At 58.9% G+C, this 23,571-nt stretch carries 26 protein-coding genes; 14 read left to right on the top strand and 12 right to left on the bottom strand.

The annotated features are described in order from the left end of the window. Positions 1–126 precede the first annotated feature (126 nt). The 8 genes from V8J85_RS08320 to V8J85_RS08285 all read left to right on the top strand — a co-directional run bounded on the left by V8J85_RS08320 (position 127) and on the right by V8J85_RS08285 (position 9,313). Positions 127–2,703 carry a DUF1800 domain-containing protein gene (locus V8J85_RS08320; protein ID WP_339953260.1) on the top strand — a complete coding sequence of 859 codons (2,577 nt, stop codon included), beginning with the start codon at positions 127–129 and terminating at the stop codon, positions 2,701–2,703. A gap of 33 nt (positions 2,704–2,736) precedes the next feature. Beyond that, entirely contained in the window at positions 2,737–4,050 is a 1,314-nt protein-coding gene (locus V8J85_RS08315; protein WP_339953259.1) for a DUF1501 domain-containing protein, read from the top strand. Positions 4,051–4,107: 57 nt separating this feature from the next. After that, positions 4,108–5,154 carry a PilN domain-containing protein gene (locus V8J85_RS08310; protein WP_339953258.1) on the top strand — a complete coding sequence of 349 codons (1,047 nt, stop codon included), beginning with the start codon at positions 4,108–4,110 and terminating at the stop codon, positions 5,152–5,154. Next, positions 5,151–5,681 carry a GspMb/PilO family protein gene (locus tag V8J85_RS08305; RefSeq protein WP_339953257.1) on the top strand — a complete coding sequence of 177 codons (531 nt, stop codon included), beginning with the start codon at positions 5,151–5,153 and terminating at the stop codon, positions 5,679–5,681. The genes V8J85_RS08310 and V8J85_RS08305 overlap by 4 nt, the downstream gene beginning before the upstream one ends. Further along, a complete protein-coding gene (locus tag V8J85_RS08300; protein ID WP_339953256.1) occupies positions 5,678–6,148 on the top strand; it encodes a type II secretion system protein N in 471 nt (156 codons plus the stop codon). The genes V8J85_RS08305 and V8J85_RS08300 overlap by 4 nt, the downstream gene beginning before the upstream one ends. A gap of 349 nt (positions 6,149–6,497) precedes the next feature. Further along, positions 6,498–8,108, top strand: a complete 1,611-nt coding sequence (locus V8J85_RS08295; protein WP_339953255.1) for a PstS family phosphate ABC transporter substrate-binding protein — start codon at positions 6,498–6,500, stop codon at positions 8,106–8,108. 230 nt (positions 8,109–8,338) lie between these two features. Further along, positions 8,339–8,527, top strand: coding sequence for a hypothetical protein (locus V8J85_RS08290; RefSeq protein WP_339953254.1), 189 nt, complete (start codon positions 8,339–8,341; stop codon positions 8,525–8,527). Between the two features lie 180 nt (positions 8,528–8,707). Further along, complete coding sequence (locus V8J85_RS08285) at positions 8,708–9,313, top strand: LolA family protein (protein ID WP_339953253.1); 606 nt, start codon at positions 8,708–8,710, stop codon at positions 9,311–9,313. A 578-nt stretch (positions 9,314–9,891) separates the two neighbouring features. Here the strand turns inward: V8J85_RS08285 and V8J85_RS08280 are convergent. Together V8J85_RS08280 and V8J85_RS08275 are read right to left on the bottom strand one after the other, a co-directional pair. Next, entirely contained in the window at positions 9,892–10,485 is a 594-nt protein-coding gene (locus V8J85_RS08280; protein WP_339953252.1) for a transglycosylase SLT domain-containing protein, read from the bottom strand. A gap of 60 nt (positions 10,486–10,545) precedes the next feature. After that, positions 10,546–11,427 carry an AEC family transporter gene (locus V8J85_RS08275; protein ID WP_339953251.1) on the bottom strand — a complete coding sequence of 294 codons (882 nt, stop codon included), beginning with the start codon at positions 11,425–11,427 and terminating at the stop codon, positions 10,546–10,548. Between the two features lie 84 nt (positions 11,428–11,511). On the opposite strand from V8J85_RS08275, the gene hspQ reads away from it, so the two are divergent. Further along, on the top strand, positions 11,512–11,838 hold the full coding sequence (hspQ, locus tag V8J85_RS08270; protein WP_339953250.1) for a heat shock protein HspQ: 327 nt from the start codon (positions 11,512–11,514) through the stop codon (positions 11,836–11,838). Between the two features lie 43 nt (positions 11,839–11,881). Continuing rightward, the gene (gene yaaA, locus V8J85_RS08265; protein WP_339953249.1) at positions 11,882–12,652 is read left to right on the top strand and encodes a peroxide stress protein YaaA; all 771 of its coding nucleotides are present in this window, start codon (positions 11,882–11,884) and stop codon (positions 12,650–12,652) included. 80 nt (positions 12,653–12,732) lie between these two features. On the opposite strand, the gene V8J85_RS08260 is transcribed toward yaaA, so the two are convergent. Further along, on the bottom strand, positions 12,733–13,683 hold the full coding sequence (locus V8J85_RS08260) for a DMT family transporter (protein ID WP_339953248.1): 951 nt from the start codon (positions 13,681–13,683) through the stop codon (positions 12,733–12,735). Positions 13,684–13,775: 92 nt separating this feature from the next. On the opposite strand from V8J85_RS08260, the gene V8J85_RS08255 reads away from it, so the two are divergent. Beyond that, entirely contained in the window at positions 13,776–14,210 is a 435-nt protein-coding gene (locus V8J85_RS08255; RefSeq protein ID WP_339953247.1) for an RrF2 family transcriptional regulator, read from the top strand. A gap of 122 nt (positions 14,211–14,332) precedes the next feature. Here V8J85_RS08255 and V8J85_RS08250 read toward each other — a convergent pair whose 3' ends face one another. From V8J85_RS08250 to V8J85_RS08210, 9 genes are all read right to left on the bottom strand, one after another. Continuing rightward, a complete protein-coding gene (locus tag V8J85_RS08250; protein WP_339953246.1) occupies positions 14,333–15,058 on the bottom strand; it encodes an OmpA family protein in 726 nt (241 codons plus the stop codon). Between the two features lie 187 nt (positions 15,059–15,245). Then, entirely contained in the window at positions 15,246–16,055 is an 810-nt protein-coding gene (locus V8J85_RS08245; RefSeq protein WP_339953245.1) for a transferrin-binding protein-like solute binding protein, read from the bottom strand. After that, positions 16,055–17,266: a matrixin family metalloprotease gene (locus V8J85_RS08240; RefSeq protein ID WP_339953244.1), complete on the bottom strand. Its 1,212-nt coding sequence runs from the start codon at positions 17,264–17,266 to the stop codon at positions 16,055–16,057. Before V8J85_RS08240 ends, V8J85_RS08245 begins: the two co-directional genes overlap by 1 nt. Positions 17,267–17,448: 182 nt before the next feature. Next, a complete protein-coding gene (locus V8J85_RS08235; RefSeq protein ID WP_339953243.1) occupies positions 17,449–18,261 on the bottom strand; it encodes a hypothetical protein in 813 nt (270 codons plus the stop codon). Continuing rightward, complete coding sequence (locus tag V8J85_RS08230) at positions 18,261–19,127, bottom strand: hypothetical protein (RefSeq protein ID WP_339953242.1); 867 nt, start codon at positions 19,125–19,127, stop codon at positions 18,261–18,263. The genes V8J85_RS08235 and V8J85_RS08230 overlap by 1 nt, the downstream gene beginning before the upstream one ends. Before the next feature lie 44 nt (positions 19,128–19,171). After that, positions 19,172–19,498 (bottom strand): hypothetical protein, encoded by a 327-nt coding sequence (locus V8J85_RS08225; protein WP_339953241.1) that lies wholly within the window; start codon positions 19,496–19,498, stop codon positions 19,172–19,174. Positions 19,499–19,903: 405 nt separating this feature from the next. Beyond that, entirely contained in the window at positions 19,904–20,197 is a 294-nt protein-coding gene (locus V8J85_RS08220) for a Dabb family protein (protein ID WP_339953240.1), read from the bottom strand. Positions 20,198–20,250: 53 nt separating this feature from the next. Next, positions 20,251–21,057, bottom strand: coding sequence for a DUF2927 domain-containing protein (locus tag V8J85_RS08215; RefSeq protein ID WP_339953239.1), 807 nt, complete (start codon positions 21,055–21,057; stop codon positions 20,251–20,253). 126 nt (positions 21,058–21,183) lie between these two features. Beyond that, entirely contained in the window at positions 21,184–22,359 is a 1,176-nt protein-coding gene (locus tag V8J85_RS08210) for an acetyl-CoA C-acyltransferase family protein (RefSeq protein ID WP_339953238.1), read from the bottom strand. A gap of 141 nt (positions 22,360–22,500) precedes the next feature. Here V8J85_RS08210 and V8J85_RS08205 point away from each other — a divergent pair, with 141 nt between their 5' ends. From V8J85_RS08205 to V8J85_RS08195, 3 genes are read left to right on the top strand one after another with little or no spacing between them, the layout of a single operon-like run. Next, positions 22,501–22,683, top strand: a complete 183-nt coding sequence (locus tag V8J85_RS08205; RefSeq protein WP_339953237.1) for a hypothetical protein — start codon at positions 22,501–22,503, stop codon at positions 22,681–22,683. Then, a complete protein-coding gene (locus V8J85_RS08200; protein WP_339953236.1) occupies positions 22,680–23,039 on the top strand; it encodes a VOC family protein in 360 nt (119 codons plus the stop codon). The genes V8J85_RS08205 and V8J85_RS08200 overlap by 4 nt, the downstream gene beginning before the upstream one ends. 17 nt (positions 23,040–23,056) lie before the next feature. After that, a complete protein-coding gene (locus V8J85_RS08195; RefSeq protein WP_339953235.1) occupies positions 23,057–23,566 on the top strand; it encodes a hypothetical protein in 510 nt (169 codons plus the stop codon). Positions 23,567–23,571: the final 5 nt, after the last annotated feature.

Genomic DNA, 23,571 nt, shown 5'->3' with positions numbered 1-23,571 from the left:
CAAGCGGCAAATCTGCGATGGGCGGAAAAACTCCGAAAGGGGATCATTCGACACGGCACTTTTGACAGACGCATTCCGCCTACCTACCCCGAAAGGCAATCGTGATTGTACGGGACAGGTGTCAGGATGAAGATCACAACGACCAAGTCATGGCTGATTTCAAGCGCGGCCATCATCGCCCTTGGTGTCGCGGCGCACGCCGAACCGACGGCCAACTTGCCATCGATGACCATTCAGGATGCGGCGAAACTTGCCGCCGAAGCGGTCGAAAATCAGCGGCTCTTGCGCAAGCTGACCCTGCCCACCGACGGTATGGTCGCTGTACATGTGCCCGGCAATTCGGGGCTGACGATCAAGATCGATGGTCAAGTCGTCGTCGATGCGACAGGCACCCGCCGCGCGGAGTTGCGGGAAGACATCACCGGTATCCTGTCGCTGCAATCCGGTGATCATGCGGTCGAAATCGGCGGGGCCGATATCGAAAATACCTATCTCAGCGGCATCATGGTCAATCAGGTCGGTCAGACGCCGCAGATGATTCTGGACGCCACCACGGCGATCGAAGTGGATGAGGCGAACGAAATCCTGGCAGCACGGTCGTCGCTCGATCCGGCGGGCGCCCCCGCCGCAGTGAAAAGCGCAGGCGAGACGCAGCAGGCCTCGGCTTTCTCGATCGGTGGCGGATCGTCCAGATCGGAGGGCGCCGCGACACCCGGCGCCGCGCCAATGACGGCTTCGGTCCAAAGCGCCGCAACGGCGTCCGACATCGCAACGCGCGCCGCGACCGAAGGATCAGGTGGCGGCAAGCGCAAGGTGGCGCTGTCGTCATCGGTCGGGCGTCTGGGTTCGATCGGGATGGTGCCTGAAATTCCCACCGCATTCGGTGGCAACGGTGGTGGCAGCAGTGATTCCGATGCGCCACCCCCACCTCCACCCGCCGGTGCCGTGGTGATGTCACCATTGTCGCCACCGACAAATGTCACCCTGACACAGATGGTCGAATTGACCGCCGTCGGCAACAGCAACAACCAGGTTCCCAACACCGGCGCGACCCTTTTCGGCGGCGTGATGGACAACGCCATGTTCGATCAGGTCGACGTCGTTGTCGGGCCCGTGAATCGGCGCACCACCGTCGATGTGGGTGCCCAGACCGGTCAATTCGCCATACGCCTGTTCGAAGAGGACTTCGCCCAAGGCGCCAACGTCACTGTCACACTGACGGGCAGCCACAGTTCCGGGTCCGATGTGACCTCTGAGCCGGTCAGCTATACCGTCACAGGCGTCGTGCCCACGGACGGGGCGACCCAAGCGCTCAGCCGTCTGACATTCGGGCCGACGCCTGCCCTCTATGCACGCCTGCGCGGTATCGGGTTCGAGGCCTATGTCGAACAGCAGTTGAACCCCGACCGGATCAATGACCGCGCTTTCCAGAACATGCGGCCCGGCAACCTTGTGAACCGCCGGACCGATAACCGGGGTGAGATGTTCCGGGGCCTGATGGCGCATGAAATCGCCCATGCGGCCTTTAGCGAAAAGCAACTGCAGGAAGTGATGGCCCAGTTCTGGTCCAACCATTTTCATGCAGTCAACAAGGACACGAACATCTATCAGCAGGCGATCCTCGATCGCGATTTCTTCCGCGCCAACGCGCTTGGCAATTTTCAGGATCTGTTGCTGTACAGCGCGCGCAGCCCGCTGATGTCGCAATACCTGGACAATGACCAGAACCGCCGTGGCCGGATCAATGAAAACTACGGGCGCGAGATTCTGGAATTGTCCACCATCGGGACCGAGGCCGGATATACGCCCGAGGACGTGATTGCCGTTTCGCGTATTTTCACCGGCTGGGCCTATGAACGGACCAACCCGAATGCCGAAGGCGTGGCTCCGGAATACCGGTTCGCCTTCTTCCCCGACCGGCACGACACAGACGACAAGGTCATCCCGTTCTTCGATACCACGATCGAAGGCCGCGAAGGCCCGGCAGGTGTGCAGGAAGGCGAAGAACTGATCGCGATCCTGGCCCAGCACCCGCTGACCCGGAATCGGATCTGCGGCAAGATCGTCCAGCTTTTGGTGGCAGATGTGCCGCCTGCCAGTTTCGTGCAATCCTGTGCTGCCGCGTGGGAAGAAACCGGCGGCGAAATCGAACCGATGCTGCGTGCGATCCTGCTGGACCCGGCCTACATCCGGAACGTGGAATATCAGCGAAGCAAGGGCAAGACGCCGTTCGAATATGCGGTATCCGCCATCCGTGCCTTTGGGGCAACCCCGACAGGGAATGCGGACGACCGTGAACGCTTTTACCGGATTATTCGCGAAACGTCCGAGGATGCGGGCTATGCCCCTCTTTCCTTCCCGGTTCCGACGGGCCTGCCCGAGGTCGCTTCGGCCTGGTCGAACACTGCGTCGATGATCGCGGCATATCGCGAGATGACGAATATCGCCCGCCAACCTGAACGCTATGGCGTCAATCTTGCAATCGATATGCAAGATGCGGGGCTCGAAACAGCGGAAGAGGTGGCCAGCTATCTGCTTGCCGTCGCAACGGCAGACCGTTTCTCGGAAGAGGAATTCGAAGCGACGCTGACCGCCCTCAAGCAAAACGACGGGATCTTCGACCCGCGCAATAACAATGAGCAGCGTGGGTATAGACGGGCGATCGGCGTTATCGCGGTCACACCCAGCTTCCTGCTGCAATAACGACAACCCAAACCGGGTATGGAGTAAACGAACATGACAACGCGCAGAGACTTTTTGAAATCCCTCACCGCCGCTGCGGCGATGGTCGGTAGCGCAGGCGCCCCCAAATTCTCCTTCGCTCAAGAGGCGGGCGGCAAGACCTTTATCAAGGTGTTCATGCGCGGTGGCGCGGACGGGCTGCACCTGTTTCCGCTTTACGGCGATGACTTCTATTATACCTACCGGCCCGACATGGCGATCGAGCGTCCATCAGATAGCGACGGGAACACGGCGATCGACCTTGGCCCTGCGGCAGGCGGCATGCGCGGGATGAACCCGAACCTTGAACCGCTGATGGATATCTGGGACGCGGGCAACATGATGATCGCGCCAGCGACATCGTTCAATCCGAACAACCGGTCGCATTTCGACTGTCAGCGCTGGATCGGCACCGGCGCGCGCAATAATCTGATCGACGGTTATCTTAACCGTTATATGCAACAAGACCTGACCAATGATCACCCCCTGCGCGGCGTCGTGGCTGGTAAAACATCGATCAGCACTGAAATCCGCGGTGAACTGCGGGTCCCCGCCGTGTTCAACCGCGAAAGTTTCGACCTTCGGAACGGCGATTTCTGCATGGGCGATGGATGTTCCGACAACCAACTCACCGACCTGATGCGCGAAATCTCGTCCCACGACGTCGATCTGCCCGGGGCCGAAGGCGAATTCCGCGACACGCAGGTCGTCCTGCTGGACACCATCGCCGAGGTGCAGGCCGCCGGCGCGAGCTATACGCCCGCAGATGGCGTGACATATACGAACTCCGACCTTGGTCGTGGTCTTCGGCTGTGTGCGCAACTGATCAAAGCCGGTGTGCCGTTGGAAGTGGCGGCGCTGGACTGGAACATCGGATGGGACACCCATTCCGACCAGATACCGGGCAACAATGCGATGAACCGGTTCACCGACCAGAATTTCCGCTATCACCGCCGCATGGCCGAAGGCGCGCGAGACTTTGCGGCCTTCTACCGCGATCTGGGCGCTGACATGTCGAACGTCGTTGTCCTGGTTGGCAGTGAATTCGGCCGGACCAAGAAACAAAACGGCAGCCGTGGCAGCGACCATGGCGAAGGCGGGAGCTGGTTCGCATTCGGTGGGCCGACACAGCAGGCCATAGCGCCGGATGTTTCTACAATCGACGACTCCATGATCGATCGGAATTGGCTCCCGACGGTGACCAATTACCGCAACATCGTGGGTGAGATCATGGTGCGGCACATGGGCATGTCGCAACAGCTGATCTCAACCATCTTCCCGAATCACAGTTTCGAGGATTATTCTCTGTTCCGTGGCGCGTCTTCCTGATCTATAGGCAGCATCACACAATGCGGGGGCGCTGACTGAGGAACGGATAGGCACATCGTGGCAGACAGGACAAGTGGCCCTTCGTTTGCCGGTGCGGCAAAACCGTTCGCGCGTCAGATCATCCGTTTTCGCAATCTGGTCAGTCAGGGCCTGGCCGAGGCAGGCACTGCACCCGCAGCCGCGGCGCATCTGTCCGACTACTACATCGAAATCGGCGAAGATCAGATGATTATTCGCCGTCCCGAAAAGCCGGGTCATATTTTCGTCGGTGATGAAACCCTTACCCAGCTTGTGGACAAAATCGATGGCCAGCCCGTCGACCTTGTCTTCGTCGGCAACAGCTGTATCGACCTTAAGTTCAAGCTGCCGGTCGGGCTGATCAGCGAAATGCGCCCGATCATCGAAAATGAAATCCAGTTTCGATCGCCCTTCAACGAAGACGCCGCGTTGTCGTTCTATGTGGCCGAGGAGTTACCCGACAAGAGCTGGCAGGCCCGCGCTGCGGTCACCCTGCGCAAACCGGTCGAGGACCTGATCGGCAAACTCAAGGACCGTGGTATCGCGCTGGGCGTCGCGCGGCGTGAGGGCGAGAACAAACGGATCACGGCGCGCCCCGACTGGATGCATCCCGGCGTTGCACGCAAGGCAACGCTGCGCAATTTGCCTGTCAGCCTAAAGCTGGCCTTGCTGGGTGGCATCGTGTTTTGCGGCTCCGCGCTCGCCCTGACCGTGCAGCAGGGTGTCGCCAGCAATGATTTGGCTGAACGCGCCACTGTCGCCCGCGCGCAACTTGGCGAACAGGCACGGGCCAATGAGGGCAACCGGGCGGTCGCCGACGCGATGGCACGCGGCACACAGAAACTCGCCCTGACCGGCACGCTCAGCGGCCTGTTGCCGGACGGTGTCTGGCTGGAACAGCTGGTAATCGAGGATGAAACCGTCACCATGATCGGTTTCGCGCCCTCCGCTGCGGATGTCACCCGGCTGCTCACCACGCTGCCCTATCTGACCGACATCCACTTCGCTTCGCCCGTGACACGCGACAACACCCAGTCGCTTGAACGGTTCCGCATCGCGGCGACATTGGGCGAGGGCGCGGGATGAGCGATTTTCAGTTCGCCAAATCCACGGCCCCCGCTCGCGCTGTGTATGTCGCGGGGATCATTGGCGTGACCGCGCTGATCGCGATTGGCCTTCTTGCATTGACCGGCGGATCTGACCGACTTGCCGACCGCGCACAGAACCGCGATATCATCGCGCGCGCCGCGGCCTTGTCCAACAGGGGACAGGTCGGACTGGCCCAGGATCAGTTCTATACCGGCGACACGCCGCAACTCGCCCAGGCCGCGCTGCAGACCAACCTGCAGACGCTGGCCGAAAGTTTCGGCATCCAGATCGATGTGATTCGCGCGGATGAAATCGAACAGATCGACAATATGGTGCGGCTGAACCTCACGCTGAACGGCGTCGCGCCCGAGGAAGAACTGGGCGAATTCCTGCACGGGGTGGGCACGCTGAAACCGGCCGTGATCGTTGAACAACTGAGCCTGCGGCGGGCGCGCACCGCCAGGTCGGAACAGGGGCGCAAGATCGCCTTTCAAACCCGCCTTTATGGGATGGCGCTGCGATGAAGAGGCTTTGGGGATCGACGCGCAACCTGATCGGCCTGCTGATCTGCACGCTGCTTTGTATGGCGGCGCTGTTGATCTGGCGGACCGACCCGCCCGCGCCACCGCCGCAAACCAGCCAGCAGCAAGACACGCTTGCCCAGCGTATCGCCGAGCGGGAAGAGACGCTTGCCCCGCTCATCGCTGTCACGCAGGAACGTCCGCTTTTTCACGCCTCACGCAGTCCTGTCCAGGCGCCGACGCCCGCTGCACCCGTCGCCGCACCCCAGCCCACGCTGGCCCTGGTCGGCATCCTCGCCGATCAAGAGGCACGCATCGCCCTCTTGCGGTTATCGAACAGTACGGAACTTTATCGGGTGGGCCCGGGCGGGCGGCTGGCACAATGGGAGGTTGTGACCGTCGGACCGGACTTTGTTGCGGTGCGCGAAAATGGTGGCGAAATGGTCACATTGTCGATGGATGCAGAGTGAAAAAGCCCAGCTTGGGTAACGCTACGTCATTTCGGTCGATAGGCGCCTTGAAAGTTAAGCGACACCCTTTAATTCTGCCTGAAAACAACAAGTTACAGCAAAGCTCCACTTGTGGTTCGTATGTGTTGAAAATAGACTTCCTTGCGTGGGTCCTCCTCCCCCCGAACATGATCGATACCACCAGCAAGTTATTGAAAATAAATCGAAAATTACGAAATCGCATCGAATGATCCAAAAACAATCATCACGCCGCATTCTTGCCTTCCAAAGGCTTTGTCTGTTCAAAACCAGACATAGACTAAAGTATGATATCGCCTACACTGACCGACGACCGGAGATACGAGGCCTGATGCTGAAAAAGATCGCGATCGCATTGTTTTTGACGACCAGTCCGGTCGCGTTGCTGGCCCAAGAGGTCGAGTTGCAGTCGGCAGACGGATTTATCAGCGTCACCGGTCAGATCGTCGGTTTTAACGGAACGATGCTATCGGTGGAAACATCGGTCGGGGTTGTTAGCGTGCCAGCGTCCGAGGTGGCCTGTATCGGTGATGCCTGCCTGACGGCGCTGGCCGATCCGGCCTTGGGGTTGACAGAGGACGATTTCGAGGACGTCATCGCAAGCGCCACGCCGCCTGCGCCCGCACCGGCCCCTGTGCCCGTGGTGACACCACGGTCCGACACGCTTTCGATCAGTTTCGCGCAATCCGGTTTCGGGGAACTGTTCGGTGCCCTCGCCAACAATTTCGCCAGCAATGCCGATGATGGGGTCACCGAAAACATCACTGCCGCAGGTGCCGTAGAGCTTGCCAACAGCGCGCAGCAGCAGAACGCGACGATCAACGTCACCCAAGGCAACTCGAACAGCGCGATCCGCGTCGTGACGGCGCCCCTCACGGGCACGGACACGGCCGAATATCAAAGCCCCGCAGATTGGTCCCTGATCGGGCCATGGACGCATCACATGATGGCGCTGCGCGGCTTTGCGGTCGTCGTGTCCCCGGACGTGCCGGTCACGCAGATGTCGCTTGCCGATCTGGCAGGCATCTATGCCGGGGAAATCGACAACTGGTCCGACCTTGGTGGCCCGGACAAGCGGATCCTGCCGCTGCAACTGCCTGCAGGTAGCGCGGCGCGGGACGAATTGATCGCGCTGGTGATGGAACCGGCAGGCAAAACCATCGCGGGCAATGTACTGACCATGGCCGATGAAAGGGCGATTGCGGGATCGGTGCAGCAATTCCCCGGCAGTATCAGTGTCGTCGGTCTCGAGAATATCGGTGACAACGACGTGCTGCCCGTCGCCGGTTCTTGCGGCAAGGCCGTAACTCCGGATCCGTTCAACCTGATCTCGGGGGATTACCCGCTGGTGCGGCCGGTGATGGCGCAAATGAATACAACCCCCAGCACATCGCTTGTCACCGGATTTTTCGACTCGGCCGCACGTCCGGCCGGGCAGGCCACCGCGGCCGCCTTGGGTTTCGTCGATCAGACACCCGTCACCCAAGATGCCGGGCTGAACAACGAACGGCTCGCCACCATTCTGGGAAGTGAGCTTGGCAATGCCTCGCGCGCCGCAGCCGCCCGCATGTTCGAGTCCCTGTTCGACGCCGAACGTCTGTCCCCCACGCTGATCTCGGGCCCGCTTAGCGGGGTCGAAGGGGCCTGGAACCGTGCGATGTTCGTCAGCCTCGCCGATCTGTTGGCGGGCGATGACTATACCGGGCGCGAGGTGTTCTTCGTCGGTCTTGCCGAAGCTGAAAGCGATCAGGCCGCCATCGACATCTCACAGCGCGCTGCAGCGGAAATGCAGGCCGCGTTCGGTCAGTTCGCCGCCGATGTAATCAGCGAAAATGATCTGCAACTGTCGTCTTTCGGTTTCGGCAACGTGGCGCAGGTGACCTGCTACGACAGTCAGATTTCTGGTGAGGTCAGCGGCCAGATCGAAATCTGGGTGCGATAGGCACGCAATTCTGCAACACCGCATACCGGCGCTGAAACCGGTGTTTGCGGATAGCGAAAATCTGCTTTGCGCAGGGTTCTGCCCAAGTCCGGGCCCTATTCAACGCCAACAACAGGAGGGGTGGCACATGACAAACATCGCAATCACCCTCCACGGGCGCATCACGACCTAAAGGGCCGTGACCTCTGGCAGCAAGGCCATCTCAGACATACGAATATGGAACCATTTCAATGGGCAATCCTGCTAAGGATGGCCGTCCGTCTGCTGTACAGTCGGATGGGGTCATCACACGTTTCTACACCTCTGCCGCCTGGATCGAAGGGCGGGCAGAGGATCAGCTGAACCACGTCGGCACATGGGCTGGCGTCACCAAAATCGCCGCCTTTCCCGACCTTCAAAGAGGTCACATAACCGTGTGAGGATCGGCAACGCACCACCAATTAGGAGAAAAAATAAATTATTATCAATGCCTTAAACAAAATCGCACGACCCGGTTATCCGAAAACCGGCGGCGTGATATCGCTTAGCGCGTGCAGCTCGGCTGTTGTGCCCCATATGCAACGGGTGCAAACAGGCACCTCAAACCATAGGTAAGGGCCATGACCAGACGTATTTTCATTTTCGCCATGACGGCGCTTCTTGCGATCTATGCAGGGGCGGCCTCGGCGCAGCAGCTGAGCCTCGGGCAGTTATCCGGCTATCTGAACCAGCTTCAGACGGCACAAGGCGGGTTCACCCAGATCAACGCCGATGGCACGCTGTCCACCGGCACGATCTACATCAAACGGCCCGGTCGGATCCGGTTCGAATACAACCCGCCGGAAAAGTCACTGGTGATCGGGCAGGGCGGTCAGTTGGCCATTTTCGATCCCCGGTCGAACCAGAACCCCGAAACCTATCCACTGAACCAGACGCCGCTGGGGATCATTCTGCAACGGAACGTGGACCTTGGCCGCGCGCGAATGGTGACGAACCAGACGTCCGACGGGACAACAACGACGATCACAGCCCAAGACCCGGACAACCCGCAATACGGTAACATCCAGCTGGTCTTCACCGCCAATCCGATCGAGCTGCGGCAATGGATCGTGACTGACGATACCGGGACACAGACCACGGTGATCCTGAACGACCTCGTCTCGGGCGGCGGGATTAACGACCGCAAGTTCAACATCGTCGCCGCAACGCGGGATTGGCGGCCCTAAACCGAGAGTTCACAAGGTCATAGCCGAGGCGGGCCAACTGGTCCGTCTCATTCGTTATGTGAAGACGAACGCATGCCACTGTCGGCAAGCCCTATCTTTGGGTACTTCTAGCGCCGTTCTCCGGTGTGGCCCCGGCATGAAACTCCCAAAAGCACAACGTATGTATCGCTTGTATACTCGACCGTATCCTCCAAACCTGACAGATTGGTTTCCGGGCATGTTATGCGAATAGCGTCCCTCGCAAGTTCCATACGCTTCGTCTCGTCCGGGACCCGACGCGCGAAAAACAGCTCAATGTCATCCCGAAAAACATCGGCATGCCCGGGTGTTCCATCAGACCGTGTTATCGATACGCCGACAATTTCTCTGACTGCACGCAAATTTACACGCGGCCTAAAGTCCAGGTGGTTTTCGTAGTACGGATACAATCGTTCGTAATACCAGGCGCCTTCATACCCGGATCGATCATTTTGAATCGTGCATCCAGCAAGGAAAGCAGCAAGCGGCCAGACACTTCTAGCTCGCATCATGCAGGACCACTGTCACCGTTCCGTTTTCGCAAGACTGATGACGCAAACCTACCGCCGCCCACACCCCCGCAGCTGCGTATCATACAGCACCGCCCGCGCTTCGACCTCTCCAGCGATCCGTACGAGCCAGCTTTTCGATCGCCAAGTGCCGCGTTTGAACCCGGTGCGCCCGTCGTGATAGGCCAGATATTGGTTGCGCGTGTCATAGATCGGCACGCCCGTCTCTTCCACGGTCTGTTGCATGTACCAGCCCATGAAATCGGTCGCAGCGTCGATATCATCGCGCCTTGCACGGCGTCCGGCGACCTGATCCTGATATTCCTCCCACGTGCCATCCAGCGCCTGGGAATAGCCGAATGCCGAGGACTGGCGACCGACCGGGATCACTCCCAGCGCGTATTGATGCGGGGTCCGGTTGTCGCTGATGAATTTGCTTTCCTGATAGATGATCGCCATCAGGGAAGGGACAGGAACGCCATATTTGCGTTCCACACGCTGAAACGCGCGTTGGTATTCGGGGCGCTCGGATAGGATACTGCAAGCATTGTCCAGCTCACGCGGGGCCTTGCCATAGCCACTGCCGCCCCCGCTGCAGCTACCAAGGACCAGTATCACCATCATTGCGCGAAAGATTCTGCTCATTGGCCTCTCGCTTTTCTTTGTTTTTTTACAGTCTAACCGATTCAGGTCGGTCTTGGAATCCTAAATCACGAAGGCAAGGATCAGCGGCAGTGCCACGACCGACAAAAGCGTGGAAATCACCACCAACCCGGCCACCGGTTGCGCATCGGTTCCGTATTTCTCGGCCAAAAGGTATGACGTGACGGCCACCGGCGTCGCCACTTGCACGATCAGAACCGCGGCCGCGACCGGATCCAGCGCGAAATACGTCGCGGCAACCCATGCCGCCCCGACACAGATCACCACCTTGATCACCGACAGAAACACCGCCCGCCCGATCGCCTTGACCTCCAGCCGGGCCACGGCCACGCCAAGCGTGATCAGCATCAGGGGAATCGCCATCTGCCCGATCAGATCCAGCGCATTAGTCAGGAATTCCGGCGTCTCCCACCCCTGCCACAGGAACAAGGCACCCAGTAACGTGGCGGCAACCAGCGGTTCCTGCACCAGCCGTTTCAGCGACCCGCCACCCGATACGATCCAGATGCCGATGGTGAACGACAGGATCGCCATGACCGCGAAAACCACCACGGCATAGCCCAGCCCGACCTCACCGAATGCAAAAAGGGCAAGAGGCAGGCCCAGGTTGCCCGTATTGCCGAACACCATTGGCGCCAGATAGGTCGGCACATCCAGCCGCATGATCTTCACCAGCGCAAAACAGGCAGCCATAACAAGGGCATAAGCGACGAACGATGCCAGCGACAGCGCCGCCAACGCCTCTGGCGCGATCTCAGTCCGCATCAAGGCGACAAAGATCAGGCACGGCACCGCCAGCGTCATCGCCATCCGGGTGACAAAGGCCACGCGATACTCGAATCCCAGCCTGACCCAGACGAATCCCACCGCAGCCAGAAGAAAGACAGGTGCCGTGATGTTCAGCACTGTCAGGGCAATGTTCACAGACTGTTTCCTTTGATTCGCAGGCCGAACGGTAGACTTTTTAATGCTGCAGGCGCATATATAAAGGTGTGGGGTAGTTCTATTATGTTAAAAACACGCGCGAAATATCATTTAGGGCAGGTGGTCCGGCATCGGAAACACCCCTTTCGGGGTGTCGTTTTCGACGTGGACGCGATGTTTTCGAACACAGACGCCTGGTACAATGCCATTCCCGAAGACAGCCGGCCCAAGAAGGACCAGCCGTTTTATCACCTGCTCGCCGAGAACGAACAGAGCTTTTACGTGGCTTATGTGTCAGAACAGAACCTTGTCGCCGACTATTCCGGTGAACCTGTGGAACATCCCGACCTCGACGATCTGTTCGGTCCGTTCGAAGATGGGCAATATCCGCTACAGGTGCAGTTGAACTAGGCATCCGGCGTGATAAATCCCTAAGAAACGTTCAGGGATACACATGCTCATCACCATTTCACCCGCCAAATCGCTTGATCTGGCGCCTGTCGATATCGCACCCTCCGCACCAGCCTTTCAGAAAGAGGCGATCAGCCTCGCGCGCACAGCGCGAAACCTGACCTTACGCAATCTCAAGGGCCTGATGGGGCTCTCCGACGATCTGGCGCGGCTGAACCGGGACAGGTTCAAGAACTTTGCTGATGCGCCCGACGCAGACGCGATCAAACCCGCGGCCCTCGCCTTCAACGGCGATACCTATCAAGGGCTCGAGGCGAAAACGCTCTCCTCCAACGATCTGAACTGGGCGCAGGACCACCTGCGTATCCTCTCGGGGCTCTACGGCCTCTTGCGCCCGCTCGACGCGATCCAGCCGTACCGGCTGGAAATGGGCAGCCGCCTGAAAACCCGGCGGGGTAAATCGCTCTATGACTATTGGGGTGACACGATCGCCAAGGCGCTGAACATGCAGGCCGAGGTGCTTGGCACCGACATCCTGATCAACTGCGCCAGCCAGGAATATTTCGGCGCCGCCGACCGGCCAGCGCTGAAACTGCGAGTGATTACGCCAGTGTTCATGGAGCTCAAAGACAACAAACCGCGCATCGTCAGCTTCTTCGCCAAACGGGCACGCGGGGCCATGGCGCGGCACATCATCGAAAACCGGCTGACGCAGGCGGAAGATATCAAAGGGTTCACCAGCGGCGGCTACGCCTTCGACGCGGACCTGTCGGAAGGGGACAAATGGGTGTTTCTACGGGATTATCCGTCTTAGCCGCAATGGCTGACTTCGGGCCCTTATATCGCTTAACCGAATGTCTACTTTGACGAAACCAAAGATGCAGTTTTCAAATGTCACGCCCGCCTGCGCGGGGGCCAGGCGACGATCTTCCACAACGGCGGTAAGGCAGCACCGAAAAGGATAATCGCGATGCCGAGAATTGCCGTTGGCCCAATGGGCGTGTCGAAGATGACGGACGCAGCCAGTGCGCCGATGCCGGGCGCACCGGCGGCAAGAAGCCCCAGGATTGGCGTTGGCAGACGGGACAACGCAAAATTGTAGGCCAGATAACTTACCGCCGTCATGCCGACGATCAGGTACAGAAATGCAGGCACCTCGGTCGCAAGCGCGGCCGGATCCAGGGTCGCACCGGTCAAAAAGGTCCCGATCCACGCAACAATCGCGCCGCCTGTCACCTGAAGTGGGGCCAGTACAAACCATGGCATGACGGCGCCTGTATTGAACGCCCGCCCCGCGATCATCGCGCCGCTGGTCAGTAACAGACCCAAACCGCCCAACGCGAACCCCATCGGTGTATTCGCGCCAGTCGTCTCGCGTTCAGAGATGAGAACGACCAGCCCAATCAGGCTGACGCATATGCCCATAAGCACCACGGGACGCAGGGTTTCCCGCAGGATCAGCCGGCCACCTACGGCGATGAAGGCCGGGCCAAGCGCAAGCAGCAAAACTGCCGTAACACTGTCGAGACCGCCGCTTGCCGCCGTGTAGACGATCATGAATGCACCGGGGTGCAAAATGCCAAGGGCAAGCCCCATCAGAATGGCACGAGGGCCGACTGATGCCTTCGGAAAGAGAAGCCAGCGCACCAGCCAAAGCAGGACTGCCCCGCCCGTGGCCTGTATTGCGATGATCAGGAAGGGGCTGAACGACGCGACAAGCCACTTTTGAACAACGACCCCCACAGGGCCAAGGCTGAACGACAACAGTGCCGCCAAAATGCCCAAGGCAGCGCCATTATAGGTGGGCGTGACAGAGCTTGGGGTGGTGTGTGGGGCAGCGGACATGGTGTTCTCCGGATTGAAAAGCAGTCGGTAGTCGCTCGTTCGCATTCATGCTATTATGAGAGTAGCATATCAAATGCAACTAAGAAAGTAGCATGAAACGAAACTCACGTCTTTCCCTCGCGCTGCACGCACTTGGCCATATGGCGGCCCAACCGGACCAGTCTCGAACATCTGCTGAGATTGCCGAGCAGCATGCAACCCATCCCGCCTTCGTGCGACGGGTTTTGGGGCTCCTCAAGGACGGGGGCATCCTGCGGTCCGAGAAAGGTCATGCGGGTGGATGGTCACTGGCGCGGTCGGCAGATGAAATCGCCCTATCCGATGTCTATGTCGCCCTTGGCGAGCGCTTCTTGCGCCCAGAGCCCGAGGGGTCGGAAAACCCGGTCACATGCGCCATTGAGCGCGCATTGCGCGGAAAGGTGGAAACCGCGCTTGATCTTGCTGAGGCAACGCTCATCGCAGAATTGAAGCGCACGTCGATCGCATCGCTTGCCATCGATCCAGATCGGCAGGTTAAAGATCACTGAACGATCCGCTCCGATGTCGCGCCGTGGATCGCCCGGTTTCATGAACGTGGCGACCATAAGCGTCGGCAAATGCCGTAACATCCGCCCGGCATATCCGGGCGAATGTGTGGTCTCTCCAGACCTCAGTTTCGGATGAACGTCACCCGCCGGTTCAGCGCGCGGCCCTCGGCGCTGTCATTGCTGGCGACCGGGCTGCTTTCGCCCTTGCCGCCAATCAGCAATGTCACATCGACATCGTGGACCAGCTTCAGCTCGTTCACGACCGTTTGCGACCGGGCATTGGACAGGGCGAAATTGTCGGCGTCCGATCCGACGCTATCGGTATGACCCTCGACCAGCACTTTGACCTCTTCGTCGAAAATGAAAAACGCCTCTGCCACCTGCGCGACTTGTGCCTTTCCGTCCGCGGTCAATGCGGCAGAGCCGCTATCGAACAGAATGGACACGTTGACTGACGCACCGGGAGTTTCCATCGCTTCGGTCATCGCGGCAACATTGATTTCGCTGCCCATCGAGACCGAGCCATCGGCCTCGACCCGCATCCCCGGCATGATCACGGCGCCATCGGCACCCACTGAAATATCGCCAAGGGCGACATTGCCGTCCGCACCTGCGACCAGGCCACCGATGCTTGCGCCACCGGCGCCTGCGTTCAGACTGCCGCCGATCGTCACATCACCATCGCCATCCGCGGTGATCTCACCGATTTCGACATCCCCATCCCCCGTGACCGAAAGCCCGGGCAGCGATACATCGCCATCCCCCGTCACACTGACCTGCGCAGCGGCAGGCACAGCCAGAACAAGCGACAAAATAACAGGGACAAGACGGGAAGGACGTTGAAACATGATTTGGTTTCCTTGGCGTAGTGAAAAAATCGCAATGTGTTTGCTGCCGCATGCGTAATGATTTTCCCACCTGCTATTCAATAGCGTGCAAGGAAAAAGGCGACGCACGGCTCGGAAAACCAGCCGCGCGGTCGTCAGGCTATCCAATCTCGGTATGGACGTCGATCCGATGTGAAAGAAACTGTGGTCAGTCCGCCTGGAAAGCGCCCAGAACGCGGATGTCTTCGCTTGTATCGTTGAACACCAGCACACCGCCCAGCTCATCCGCCTCTGGGCCGAAGAAGTTCCCACTAGTCGAACTTGTGACGTTCAACGGCGCAAAAATGCCCGTCCCAGTCACCCGACCACCCGAGAAATTGTCGCCAGTGATAGTCGCATCGGTTAGAATGATCGTGCCTTGGTTTTCAACGCTGGTTTCACCGATACTTCCCGACAGGTTGAAGAACCGGCCATTGATGTTACCGCCACCGTCGTTCCAGGCCGCCTCGAAGGTCGCGTCACCCGTCAGGCCGTAGGTGCCCTCCTCAAGAATAGCGGTCATATTGACCCAGCCTTCGTTATACATCGTCGTTCCGGTCGTCGGTAAATCGCCTTGGACATCCAGACCGACAACGCCGAACAGGCTTCGCGGTTCGATTAGCACAATCCGGGAAAATTCACCATTGGCTGGATTTACATACGCATCTGGATCATCAATGTTGGTGCCGTTTAGCAAGTTGTCCGCGACCGCTCCACTATTGTAGGTAAATGTGACGGTAGCGCTGCCGACAGGATCCTCTCCATCCAGCAAGATATAGGTCATGTCTGCGGTGCTGGTTGCCGATGAACGATTGCTCAGGTCGGCGTTGACGTCTTCGACTTCAATGGCATCCTCGGTCGGTTCTGTCGGGATCACAGGGGTGCCACCACCGCTGCCGCCCCCTCCACCGCCGCCGCAAGCGGTCAACGCCATGGCAATCAAAGCGATCGGTACGGTACGCAATAGGGGCATGGTCATCACATGAAGTCCGCTTCAGTCACAACGGCGTCTTCGAACGTGATCGAGAAACGAACACTGCCTTGGTTGAACGTAAAGATCGTATCATCGCCCGAGGCGCTCAGGCTGCCCTGATCAACAGTAAAGCCCTCTAGTTCCACCATGTCAAAGCCCACCTCAAAATCCAGAATCCGATTGCTGCCGCTGGCGCGGTTGAACACGAATGTATCCGAACCGCCGCCGCCTTCCAGCACATCGTTGCCAGCCCCTGCAATCAGCGTATCATTGCCAGAGATAAAGCCGCCCACAGGATCGCCCCGCAGCGTATCGTTGCCAGTGCCGCCGTCCAGAACATCATCACCGATCCCGCCGATCAGCGTATCGTTACCTGCATTGCCCTCGGCATTCAGCGTCCCGCCACCGCCGACGATTGTGTCATTGCCATCGCCGCCAAACAGATCGTTGCGGCCACGGGTATCAACCAGCAGATCATTGCCGCCCTGGCCATACAGGTCATCATCACCGAAGCCGCCGTAAAAGCTGTCGCCGCGCGAGGTCCCGCTAAGGTCGTCGTTCCCGCCCTTGGCAAACACCGTCTGCCCGACGCCGATATGCTTGAAATCGACATCCTCGCCCGTGTTGTCCCAGCGGCGCGCGCCATAAAGGTTCTGAACGCCCGCAATGTCATCGTCACCCAATGTGCGTGAACCATCGTTAGCAAAAGTGTTCATGATCGAGTCGGATACGTCGAAATGATCAAGACCCAGCGCATGTCCGATTTCGTGCATCAGAACCTGCACGAAAGTGTATGTGCCGCCATTTCCATCGGCACGCCAGAACTCGCTGCTGTCCATCTCGATGTCGGATCTGGTGATTTCGGTCAAACCGCTGAAGTTGAAGTCGGTCGTAAATGCGAAAGTCGTCGCCACGCCAAGTGTACTGCCGGACAAGTTCGCCATGTTGATGTCGATATCTGCCGTACCGAAGTCCTCTTCGAACCGAAACGTCAGGCCGGCGATCGCTTCCCATGCCGCGAAGGCCTCAAACGCGACCCGCTCAAAATCCGCAACGCTGAATCCGCTCGCTCGCTGAAGACCCGCCAGGTTCATCGACCAGGTGATTTCCCCACTTTCCGTCCCCCGGATCGTGTTGCCCCACTTGATGTTCACGATGTTGTTTCGGTCGCTCAGCCGTTCACTCAGATTGAAAGCATCCGTTCTCGTCTCAAGCATGTCATCAGCACCGCAACCGGCGCAGCCGCACATGATACACATTCGTCAGGTCCCCAATTAACGCACCGACTGCACGGCGCCTCGATCAGCCTTTCACCTAGGCGAGCAATAGGCCCAAAATATGACGAAACAACGATCATAACCCGTCGATCAAGACTGGCCATTCTCTTATCCCGCACCGCTCACTGCTGCGCATCCGACAGGTCGCGGTTCAGGGGCAGGACACCCAGATCGGCCAGCGCCATTTCGACCTGCGCGGCGCGCTCCAGGTCCTCTTCGCGATCAATGCGCAGCCGCTCGCGTTGGGTCGCGACAACCATGCCCGGTCCCACGGGCATGACCACCGCAAAGTCAGGCAGGGACGAGGGGGCGATCTGCTCGGGAAACCACCCGATCCACCCGCGCCAAGCCCGCAGCTCGAACACCGCATAGTGGTGGGCATAGGACGATGTACCAACGGTCAGATACCGCGTCTTGCGCCACGTGGTGATGGTTTCGATCATGCTGATCCACTGATCAAAGGTCAGATCCTGCGTGACCTGCGGAGCGCGTGTCTGAAACCGGACCTCATCGAAGAGGCGTCTGGACAGGCCGCCGGTATAGCTGAACTGTGCGCTGTAGGAACGCGGATCATCAGGGTAGATCAGATCACTGAAAGCAAGAATTTCCATGATGTGCCAGTCATCGGACTGTCGGTCGTGGTGTCTTAGAAACTGGATGTACTCTTCTGTCTGGGTGATCGGGTCCAATCCCGTTACGGCCTCGTGATCCTCGGGTGAACGGACGATGCGCCAGCTTTGACAGAAATCGTTCTGCTCACGCAGCGCCATCAGCACATCGCGCAGGCTGTGCACCGCATGATCAAGGGTTTGTGGAACAGTAAACAGTCTGCCAAATAACGAAGGTCTTTGGTTTGGGTTGGGAGCAAAGTGCTCTCTGAGCTGCGCACGAAGATTACGTTCCGCCTCACGCAGCAATGCCTCACGATCGCCCATCAATTATCCTCCCAATAGCCATAGTCCTGCTCTCCGTTGTCATAGAGCGCACGAACAAATGTGGTTCCGTTCGGGGCCAACTCGTAAGGTACATGTCTTGTGGTGATGTTATAAATCTCCATATCGTCAAGTATCATCAGAAAGACCCATAATACGTCACTATCACTAAAAACCCATTCTAGCGTCACGATTGGCCAATCCGGGCTGAACGCGGCATGCTGCGCAGAAATTTGGCCCTTCCATTGTCTCTGGAGCGTCCCTAGAAACGGTTTTCTGGGATTGCGTGTAGTATGCGGGTCATCCTCAGGTGGCGGATCACCAAACGCGCGCGGCGCGATCAAATCCTCATCCAGAAAATCGCGATACCCCAGTTTGCATTCGATCAGCTTGCATTCCGCATGGTGCAGCTCATCCCAGCTTCCGGCGCGGCCGCGCCTCCATTCCCATTCCTCGATGTGAACGCGCAGTTTCCCGCCGATATCCTCGGCCCCAAACCCGAACCACGGCACCACATGGTGCTGATACAGCGCTCCCTTTGCTCGTGGCGACGGCTTTCGCACCGTGCCCGCGTCGAAAATGTGCCAGGGCACGGTGGGGTTCCCATCAACGGCGGGTTTGCAATCGGGGCATTCCTCCTGATCCTCGTCCTCACACCGCCTGCGCATACGTTTTTGCGTCCGCACCATCTGCTCCAACGCCTGTCGCAAGGCTTCGTTGCTTGGTCTCGGCTGCCGAAGCGGTGTGCGTTCCGGCTCGCGTTCAGGGTCAGGTTCCGGATCCGTTCGCAGATAATCGGGCAGTTCGATGCGCCCCAATTCCAGCTCTTCATCACGATATCGCTGCAGCGCTGGCCCCCGCCGCGGCAAGGATGGCAATGCCCCAGACGATCGGATACGCAAACGCAACCATGCTACCACCACACCTCAATCGTGGCGCGGTCCTGCCGTGCGATGTATTTCAGCTTTGCACAGAAATCCTCGAACAGATCATTGGCCTGCCCGGGCCTTTCGCGGATTTGCTGCCACATCGGTAGTTCCAGGAAAGCGGGCCATGGTTTCGGGTATTTGATAAAGGCAAGGATCATCATCCGCGCGCGCAGTTCCGGGTCCGACAGCCCCACATCCCACACTTCATCGGCAAATTGGTGCAGCAACGGCACAAGGTCACTCGGTTTGTCCCCATATCTCGATGCCTCGTGGGGATGAAGTTCGAACAGGTCATCAGCAGCATCAACCATCTGCCGATGCAGGCGCGCGCGGCGTCCTGCTTCCATTTGGGTCTGTTTGATCCGGAGAACCAATGCAACACCTCGTCTTAACGCACACACGCTCTCATTGTTATGCGGTGGTGTCTACCCGTTTCCCGGTCATTTTCGGCGCCTCTCTGTGTCGGTCTAAATGAAGCGCGCTGACGTACCCTTCACCTTCCCTTAACGCCCCCATCCACAAACTCAGATCCTTAACAAAAACCATCCCGACCGCGCGCGATGGTCAGATGGAAGTCCGATGAAATTCCGATAGTTTTCCGATAGAGTGATTTTACGATTCGTGATTTTAGATCAAAGGGTTACACTTACTTCGCCGGAAAAAGCGCAAATTTCCCCTCTGACCACTCAATTCTTGACGAAACCTTAACGGAAATCTCAGAAATCCACTGCAATTCGCTGATCGCGCAAGGGTCTGACGATATCGATCGATTTCTGATACAAGGGATGGGCCCGATACGCTTCCAGATCCGCGATACTGTCGAATTCCGCATAGACGACCACATCCATATCGGGCGATATCGGGTCCGATCCAAGATTGCGCCGCACCTCGAAATGCCGCGCTGCGGGGATATCCGCCAGCACTTCGAGCCCGGCGACGATCCGCGGGATGTCAGACCGGTCCCGTGCGCTGAAAAAGACGACGTGGCGGATCGTGGGGCGGTCGGACATGACCGCGATATGCGCCCGATCGGAAAGGAACCGCCACCGGACAGAAGGTCGCGCTATTCGATGCTCATGTAGATCTCGGCGACCCGTTCGGCCTTGTCGCCTGCCGCGATGTCGGCGCTATAAAGCGCGTTCAGCAGACGCAGATCGGGCGCCCGGTCTTCACGCACGTCACCGGTATTGTCGAAGGTGAAAATCGTGGACCCTTGCGAGTCGTTCAACAGCCCCAGGGTCTGCATGAATTCCTCATAGATGCATTCCAGAACAGGGGTCTGCGCATCGTCCATATTGACGAAGATGAACCCTGCGCGCAGTTCGTCATTCTTCGACATCAGGTGGAAATAGCACTTGGTATTGGTGCCCTCGGCAAACTGACGGCTGAGGCGTTCGGTGCTTTGCGTCAAGGCGCCAAACGTGATCCCGGCCTCGAGCCCGGTCAGGAAGATAAAGATGTTCCCCGTGATGTCCTGATCCTGCGCCTCATCCTCACCACGGAACAGCGCGCGGACGATCGATCCTTCAACACCATCGAAATCGGTCGTGCGCATGCGGAAATTCGTGTTGCCCGCAAGCCTGCGGTCATAGGCGTTCAGGTCGAAAAACTCGACCGCGCCCACACCGGGAAAATTGGGAATGCCGGTATTCACGCCATCGACCATCTGCTGGATGTAATCCTGCTGCGCGTTGCCTTGGTGGATCACCGTCACCTTCGGCGCATAGGTCCATTTTCGCACGGTGCCGCGGTTCGACGACACGATTTCGACCACCTGATCATAGATCGGTTTTTCGTCCGCTTTGACCGTCGTGGGCATCATTCCCATCGCCAAAGCCGCCATGTATGAAAGAAGTCTTCCGTTCCGCAACGCCCTTACTCCTTATCTGAACCGCTTCGTTCAGACTGGAGAGCAAAGGCGTCAGAAATGGGGCCGGTCCGAGCCTTTCTGTCGGCAATCACTGAAAAGACGGCGGACTGTTTCCAAAATGCAACGTCAGAGGCGTTCGATCGCCAGCGCGATTCCCTGACCGCCACCTATGCACATCGTGATCAGGGCGCGTTTCCCAGCGATCCGCTCAAGCTCGTACATTGCCTTGACGGTGATGATCGCGCCCGTTGCGCCAACCGGATGGCCAAGCGCGATCGCGCCACCATTCGGGTTCACCTTCGCACCGTCGAAACCAAGTTCGCGGGACACGGCGATGGCTTGGGCCGCAAAGGCCTCGTTCGACTCGATCACGTCGAAATCGCGCACCGATAGGCCCGTCTTGTCCAACAGATTGCGAACCGCAGGGACTGGCCCGATCCCCATCACCTCCGGGCGGACGCCTGCATGTGCATAGCCCAGCACGCGGAATTTCGGCGTCAGCCCGGCCTTTTCCGCCGCATCCGCCGTCGCCAACACGACAGCCGCCGCGCCATCGTTCAGGCCCGATGCATTGCCTGCGGTGACCGAACCATCCTTCTGAAACACCGGTCGCAATCCGGCCAAGGCCTCGGCCGTGGTCGCCTTCGGATGCTCGTCCTCCATGAAATCCATCACCTCGCGCTTGCGCTTGACCTGCACGGGCACGATCTGATCCTCGAAATGACCCGCGGTGATCGCCGCCGCCGCACGTTCCTGGCTTTCCAATGCAAAAGCATCCTGATCTTCGCGGCTGACCTGATGCTCACCCGCGACATTCTCGGCCGTCACGCCCATATGCCCTGTCCCAAAGGGGCAGTTCAGCGCACCCAGCATCATGTCCTGCGTGCGGACATCGCCCATCTTCGCGCCCCAGCGCTGGTCCGAGATGATAAAGGGTGACCGGCTCATGTTCTCGGCCCCACCGGCAAGGCCGAATGCCGCATCGCCCAGCATCAACGACTGCACGACCGACACAATCGCCTGCACGCCCGAGCCACACAACCGGTTCACGTTCATCGCAGGGGTCGTGTCCGGCACACCGGCATTCATTGCGGCGACGCGGCTGACATACATGTCTTTGGGTTCGGTGTTGATGACATGGCCCATGGCGACATGGCCGATCTGCGCGCCATCAACCCCAGCGCGCGCCAACGCGGCTTCGGCCGCCACAGTCCCCAGTTCGATCGGCGTCGTTCCCGCCAATGATCCGCCGAATGTCCCGATCGCGGTGCGCGCGCCGCTTAGGATGACGATATCAGTCATGAAATCCTCCCTTGATGTTTGCGCGAATTATAACGCGCTGTTCCGCAAGATCAGAAAAACGTCACGGCAATCGGGCACTTGAATTTCAGCTGAACGTATACATATACTGTATACAATAGTATGCAGATATTTGGAGGCTACATGGCGCAAGATGTTCTCGACAGCAATTTGATTATCGTCGTCCTCGTGATTGCGGGGGTTTTCTGGCTTTTGGGACGTACCGGCAAAGGGTCATCCCGCCGTCGAAACAGCCGCGACAACGGCGGCGGCGGATGGTTTGATGGTGATTTCGGTGGCGGCGATGGCGGCGGAGGCGGAGAATGATCACCAGCCTCGACCACGTCCAACTCGCCCTGCCAGCGAGGGCCGAGGATAAGATGCGCGCCTTCTATTGCGATCTGTTGGGGATGCCAGAAATCGAAAAACCCGCGCCACTGCAAGGGCGCGGCGGTCTCTGGGTGATGGCAGGCGCAATGCAGATCCATTTCGGGGTCGATCCTGACTTCAAGGCGGCGGGCAAAGCCCATCCGGCCTTTCGGGTCACCGACCTTGACGCACTGGCGCAAGACCTCGACAAAGCGGGTCATATCGTGAAATGGGATACGTCATTGCCTGATATCCGACGCTTTTTCACGGCTGACCCGGTCGGAAATCGTGTTGAACTGATCGCGGCGGCGTAGACGCGGAAGACACCTCTATGGAAGACCTCAGCACATTTGTCGGCGTTTTCGGCGCGCTGATCCTGATCATGGTCTACTTCAACCTGCGCCGTCGTCCTCCCGAGGACCGGCCCAAGGTCAAACCGGGCGGCGCCGACATGGCCCTGAGCGCCGGACGCGACGCAGGAAACAAAACCAATATGGCGCAAGAGGTTCACGTGCCGATGGAACCGGAAGAGGAACCGGCGATGCGGGCCTTCTACCTCGATCTGATCGGCATGGATGAAATGCGCGCGCCTACATGGCCAAAGGAACAGGATGGGTTCTGGGCCATCCTCGGAACGCGACGCACGTATTTCGGCCTGTCGCCCAGTTTCACGGTCAAGGCCGGCATTCTGCCCACCTTTGCCATTCGCGATCTTGACGCGATGGCCGACCGTTTGACGACCGCCGGGCACGAGATCGCATGGGATAACCGTTTCGACTATGCGCGCAGGCTTGCAACGTTGGACCCCGCAGGTAACGGCATCGTCTTCGTGCGGGGATAAGTGCC

Origin of the sequence: Yoonia sp. 2307UL14-13 (assembly GCF_037572755.1) — a bacterium.
In the GTDB taxonomy this organism is placed as follows: Bacteria; Pseudomonadota; Alphaproteobacteria; order Rhodobacterales; family Rhodobacteraceae; genus Yoonia.
This window is presented reverse-complemented; position numbering and strand designations above follow the sequence as displayed.

Excerpts from the sequence above, each read along its gene's own strand:
- V8J85_RS08320 (WP_339953260.1), top strand. The coding sequence starts at position 127 with ATGAAGATCACAACGACCAAGTCATGGCTGATTTCAAGCGCGGCCATC.
- V8J85_RS08285 (WP_339953253.1), top strand. The coding sequence starts at position 8,708 with ATGACCAGACGTATTTTCATTTTCGCCATGACGGCGCTTCTTGCGATC.
- hspQ (WP_339953250.1), top strand. The coding sequence starts at position 11,512 with ATGTTAAAAACACGCGCGAAATATCATTTAGGGCAGGTGGTCCGGCAT.
- V8J85_RS08250 (WP_339953246.1), bottom strand. The coding sequence starts at position 15,058 with ATGTTTCAACGTCCTTCCCGTCTTGTCCCTGTTATTTTGTCGCTTGTT.
- V8J85_RS08240 (WP_339953244.1), bottom strand. The coding sequence starts at position 17,266 with ATGCTTGAGACGAGAACGGATGCTTTCAATCTGAGTGAACGGCTGAGC.
- V8J85_RS08200 (WP_339953236.1), top strand. The coding sequence starts at position 22,680 with ATGATCACCAGCCTCGACCACGTCCAACTCGCCCTGCCAGCGAGGGCC.
- V8J85_RS08225 (WP_339953241.1), bottom strand. The coding sequence starts at position 19,498 with ATGGTTGATGCTGCTGATGACCTGTTCGAACTTCATCCCCACGAGGCA.
- yaaA (WP_339953249.1), top strand. The coding sequence starts at position 11,882 with ATGCTCATCACCATTTCACCCGCCAAATCGCTTGATCTGGCGCCTGTC.
- V8J85_RS08280 (WP_339953252.1), bottom strand. The coding sequence starts at position 10,485 with ATGAGCAGAATCTTTCGCGCAATGATGGTGATACTGGTCCTTGGTAGC.
- V8J85_RS08245 (WP_339953245.1), bottom strand. The coding sequence starts at position 16,055 with ATGACCATGCCCCTATTGCGTACCGTACCGATCGCTTTGATTGCCATG.
- V8J85_RS08210 (WP_339953238.1), bottom strand. The coding sequence starts at position 22,359 with ATGACTGATATCGTCATCCTAAGCGGCGCGCGCACCGCGATCGGGACA.
- V8J85_RS08315 (WP_339953259.1), top strand. The coding sequence starts at position 2,737 with ATGACAACGCGCAGAGACTTTTTGAAATCCCTCACCGCCGCTGCGGCG.
- V8J85_RS08305 (WP_339953257.1), top strand. The coding sequence starts at position 5,151 with ATGAGCGATTTTCAGTTCGCCAAATCCACGGCCCCCGCTCGCGCTGTG.
- V8J85_RS08255 (WP_339953247.1), top strand. The coding sequence starts at position 13,776 with ATGAAACGAAACTCACGTCTTTCCCTCGCGCTGCACGCACTTGGCCAT.
- V8J85_RS08300 (WP_339953256.1), top strand. The coding sequence starts at position 5,678 with ATGAAGAGGCTTTGGGGATCGACGCGCAACCTGATCGGCCTGCTGATC.
- V8J85_RS08195 (WP_339953235.1), top strand. The coding sequence starts at position 23,057 with ATGGAAGACCTCAGCACATTTGTCGGCGTTTTCGGCGCGCTGATCCTG.
- V8J85_RS08205 (WP_339953237.1), top strand. The coding sequence starts at position 22,501 with ATGGCGCAAGATGTTCTCGACAGCAATTTGATTATCGTCGTCCTCGTG.
- V8J85_RS08260 (WP_339953248.1), bottom strand. The coding sequence starts at position 13,683 with ATGTCCGCTGCCCCACACACCACCCCAAGCTCTGTCACGCCCACCTAT.
- V8J85_RS08295 (WP_339953255.1), top strand. The coding sequence starts at position 6,498 with ATGCTGAAAAAGATCGCGATCGCATTGTTTTTGACGACCAGTCCGGTC.
- V8J85_RS08220 (WP_339953240.1), bottom strand. The coding sequence starts at position 20,197 with ATGTCCGACCGCCCCACGATCCGCCACGTCGTCTTTTTCAGCGCACGG.
- V8J85_RS08235 (WP_339953243.1), bottom strand. The coding sequence starts at position 18,261 with ATGGGCGATCGTGAGGCATTGCTGCGTGAGGCGGAACGTAATCTTCGT.
- V8J85_RS08290 (WP_339953254.1), top strand. The coding sequence starts at position 8,339 with ATGGGCAATCCTGCTAAGGATGGCCGTCCGTCTGCTGTACAGTCGGAT.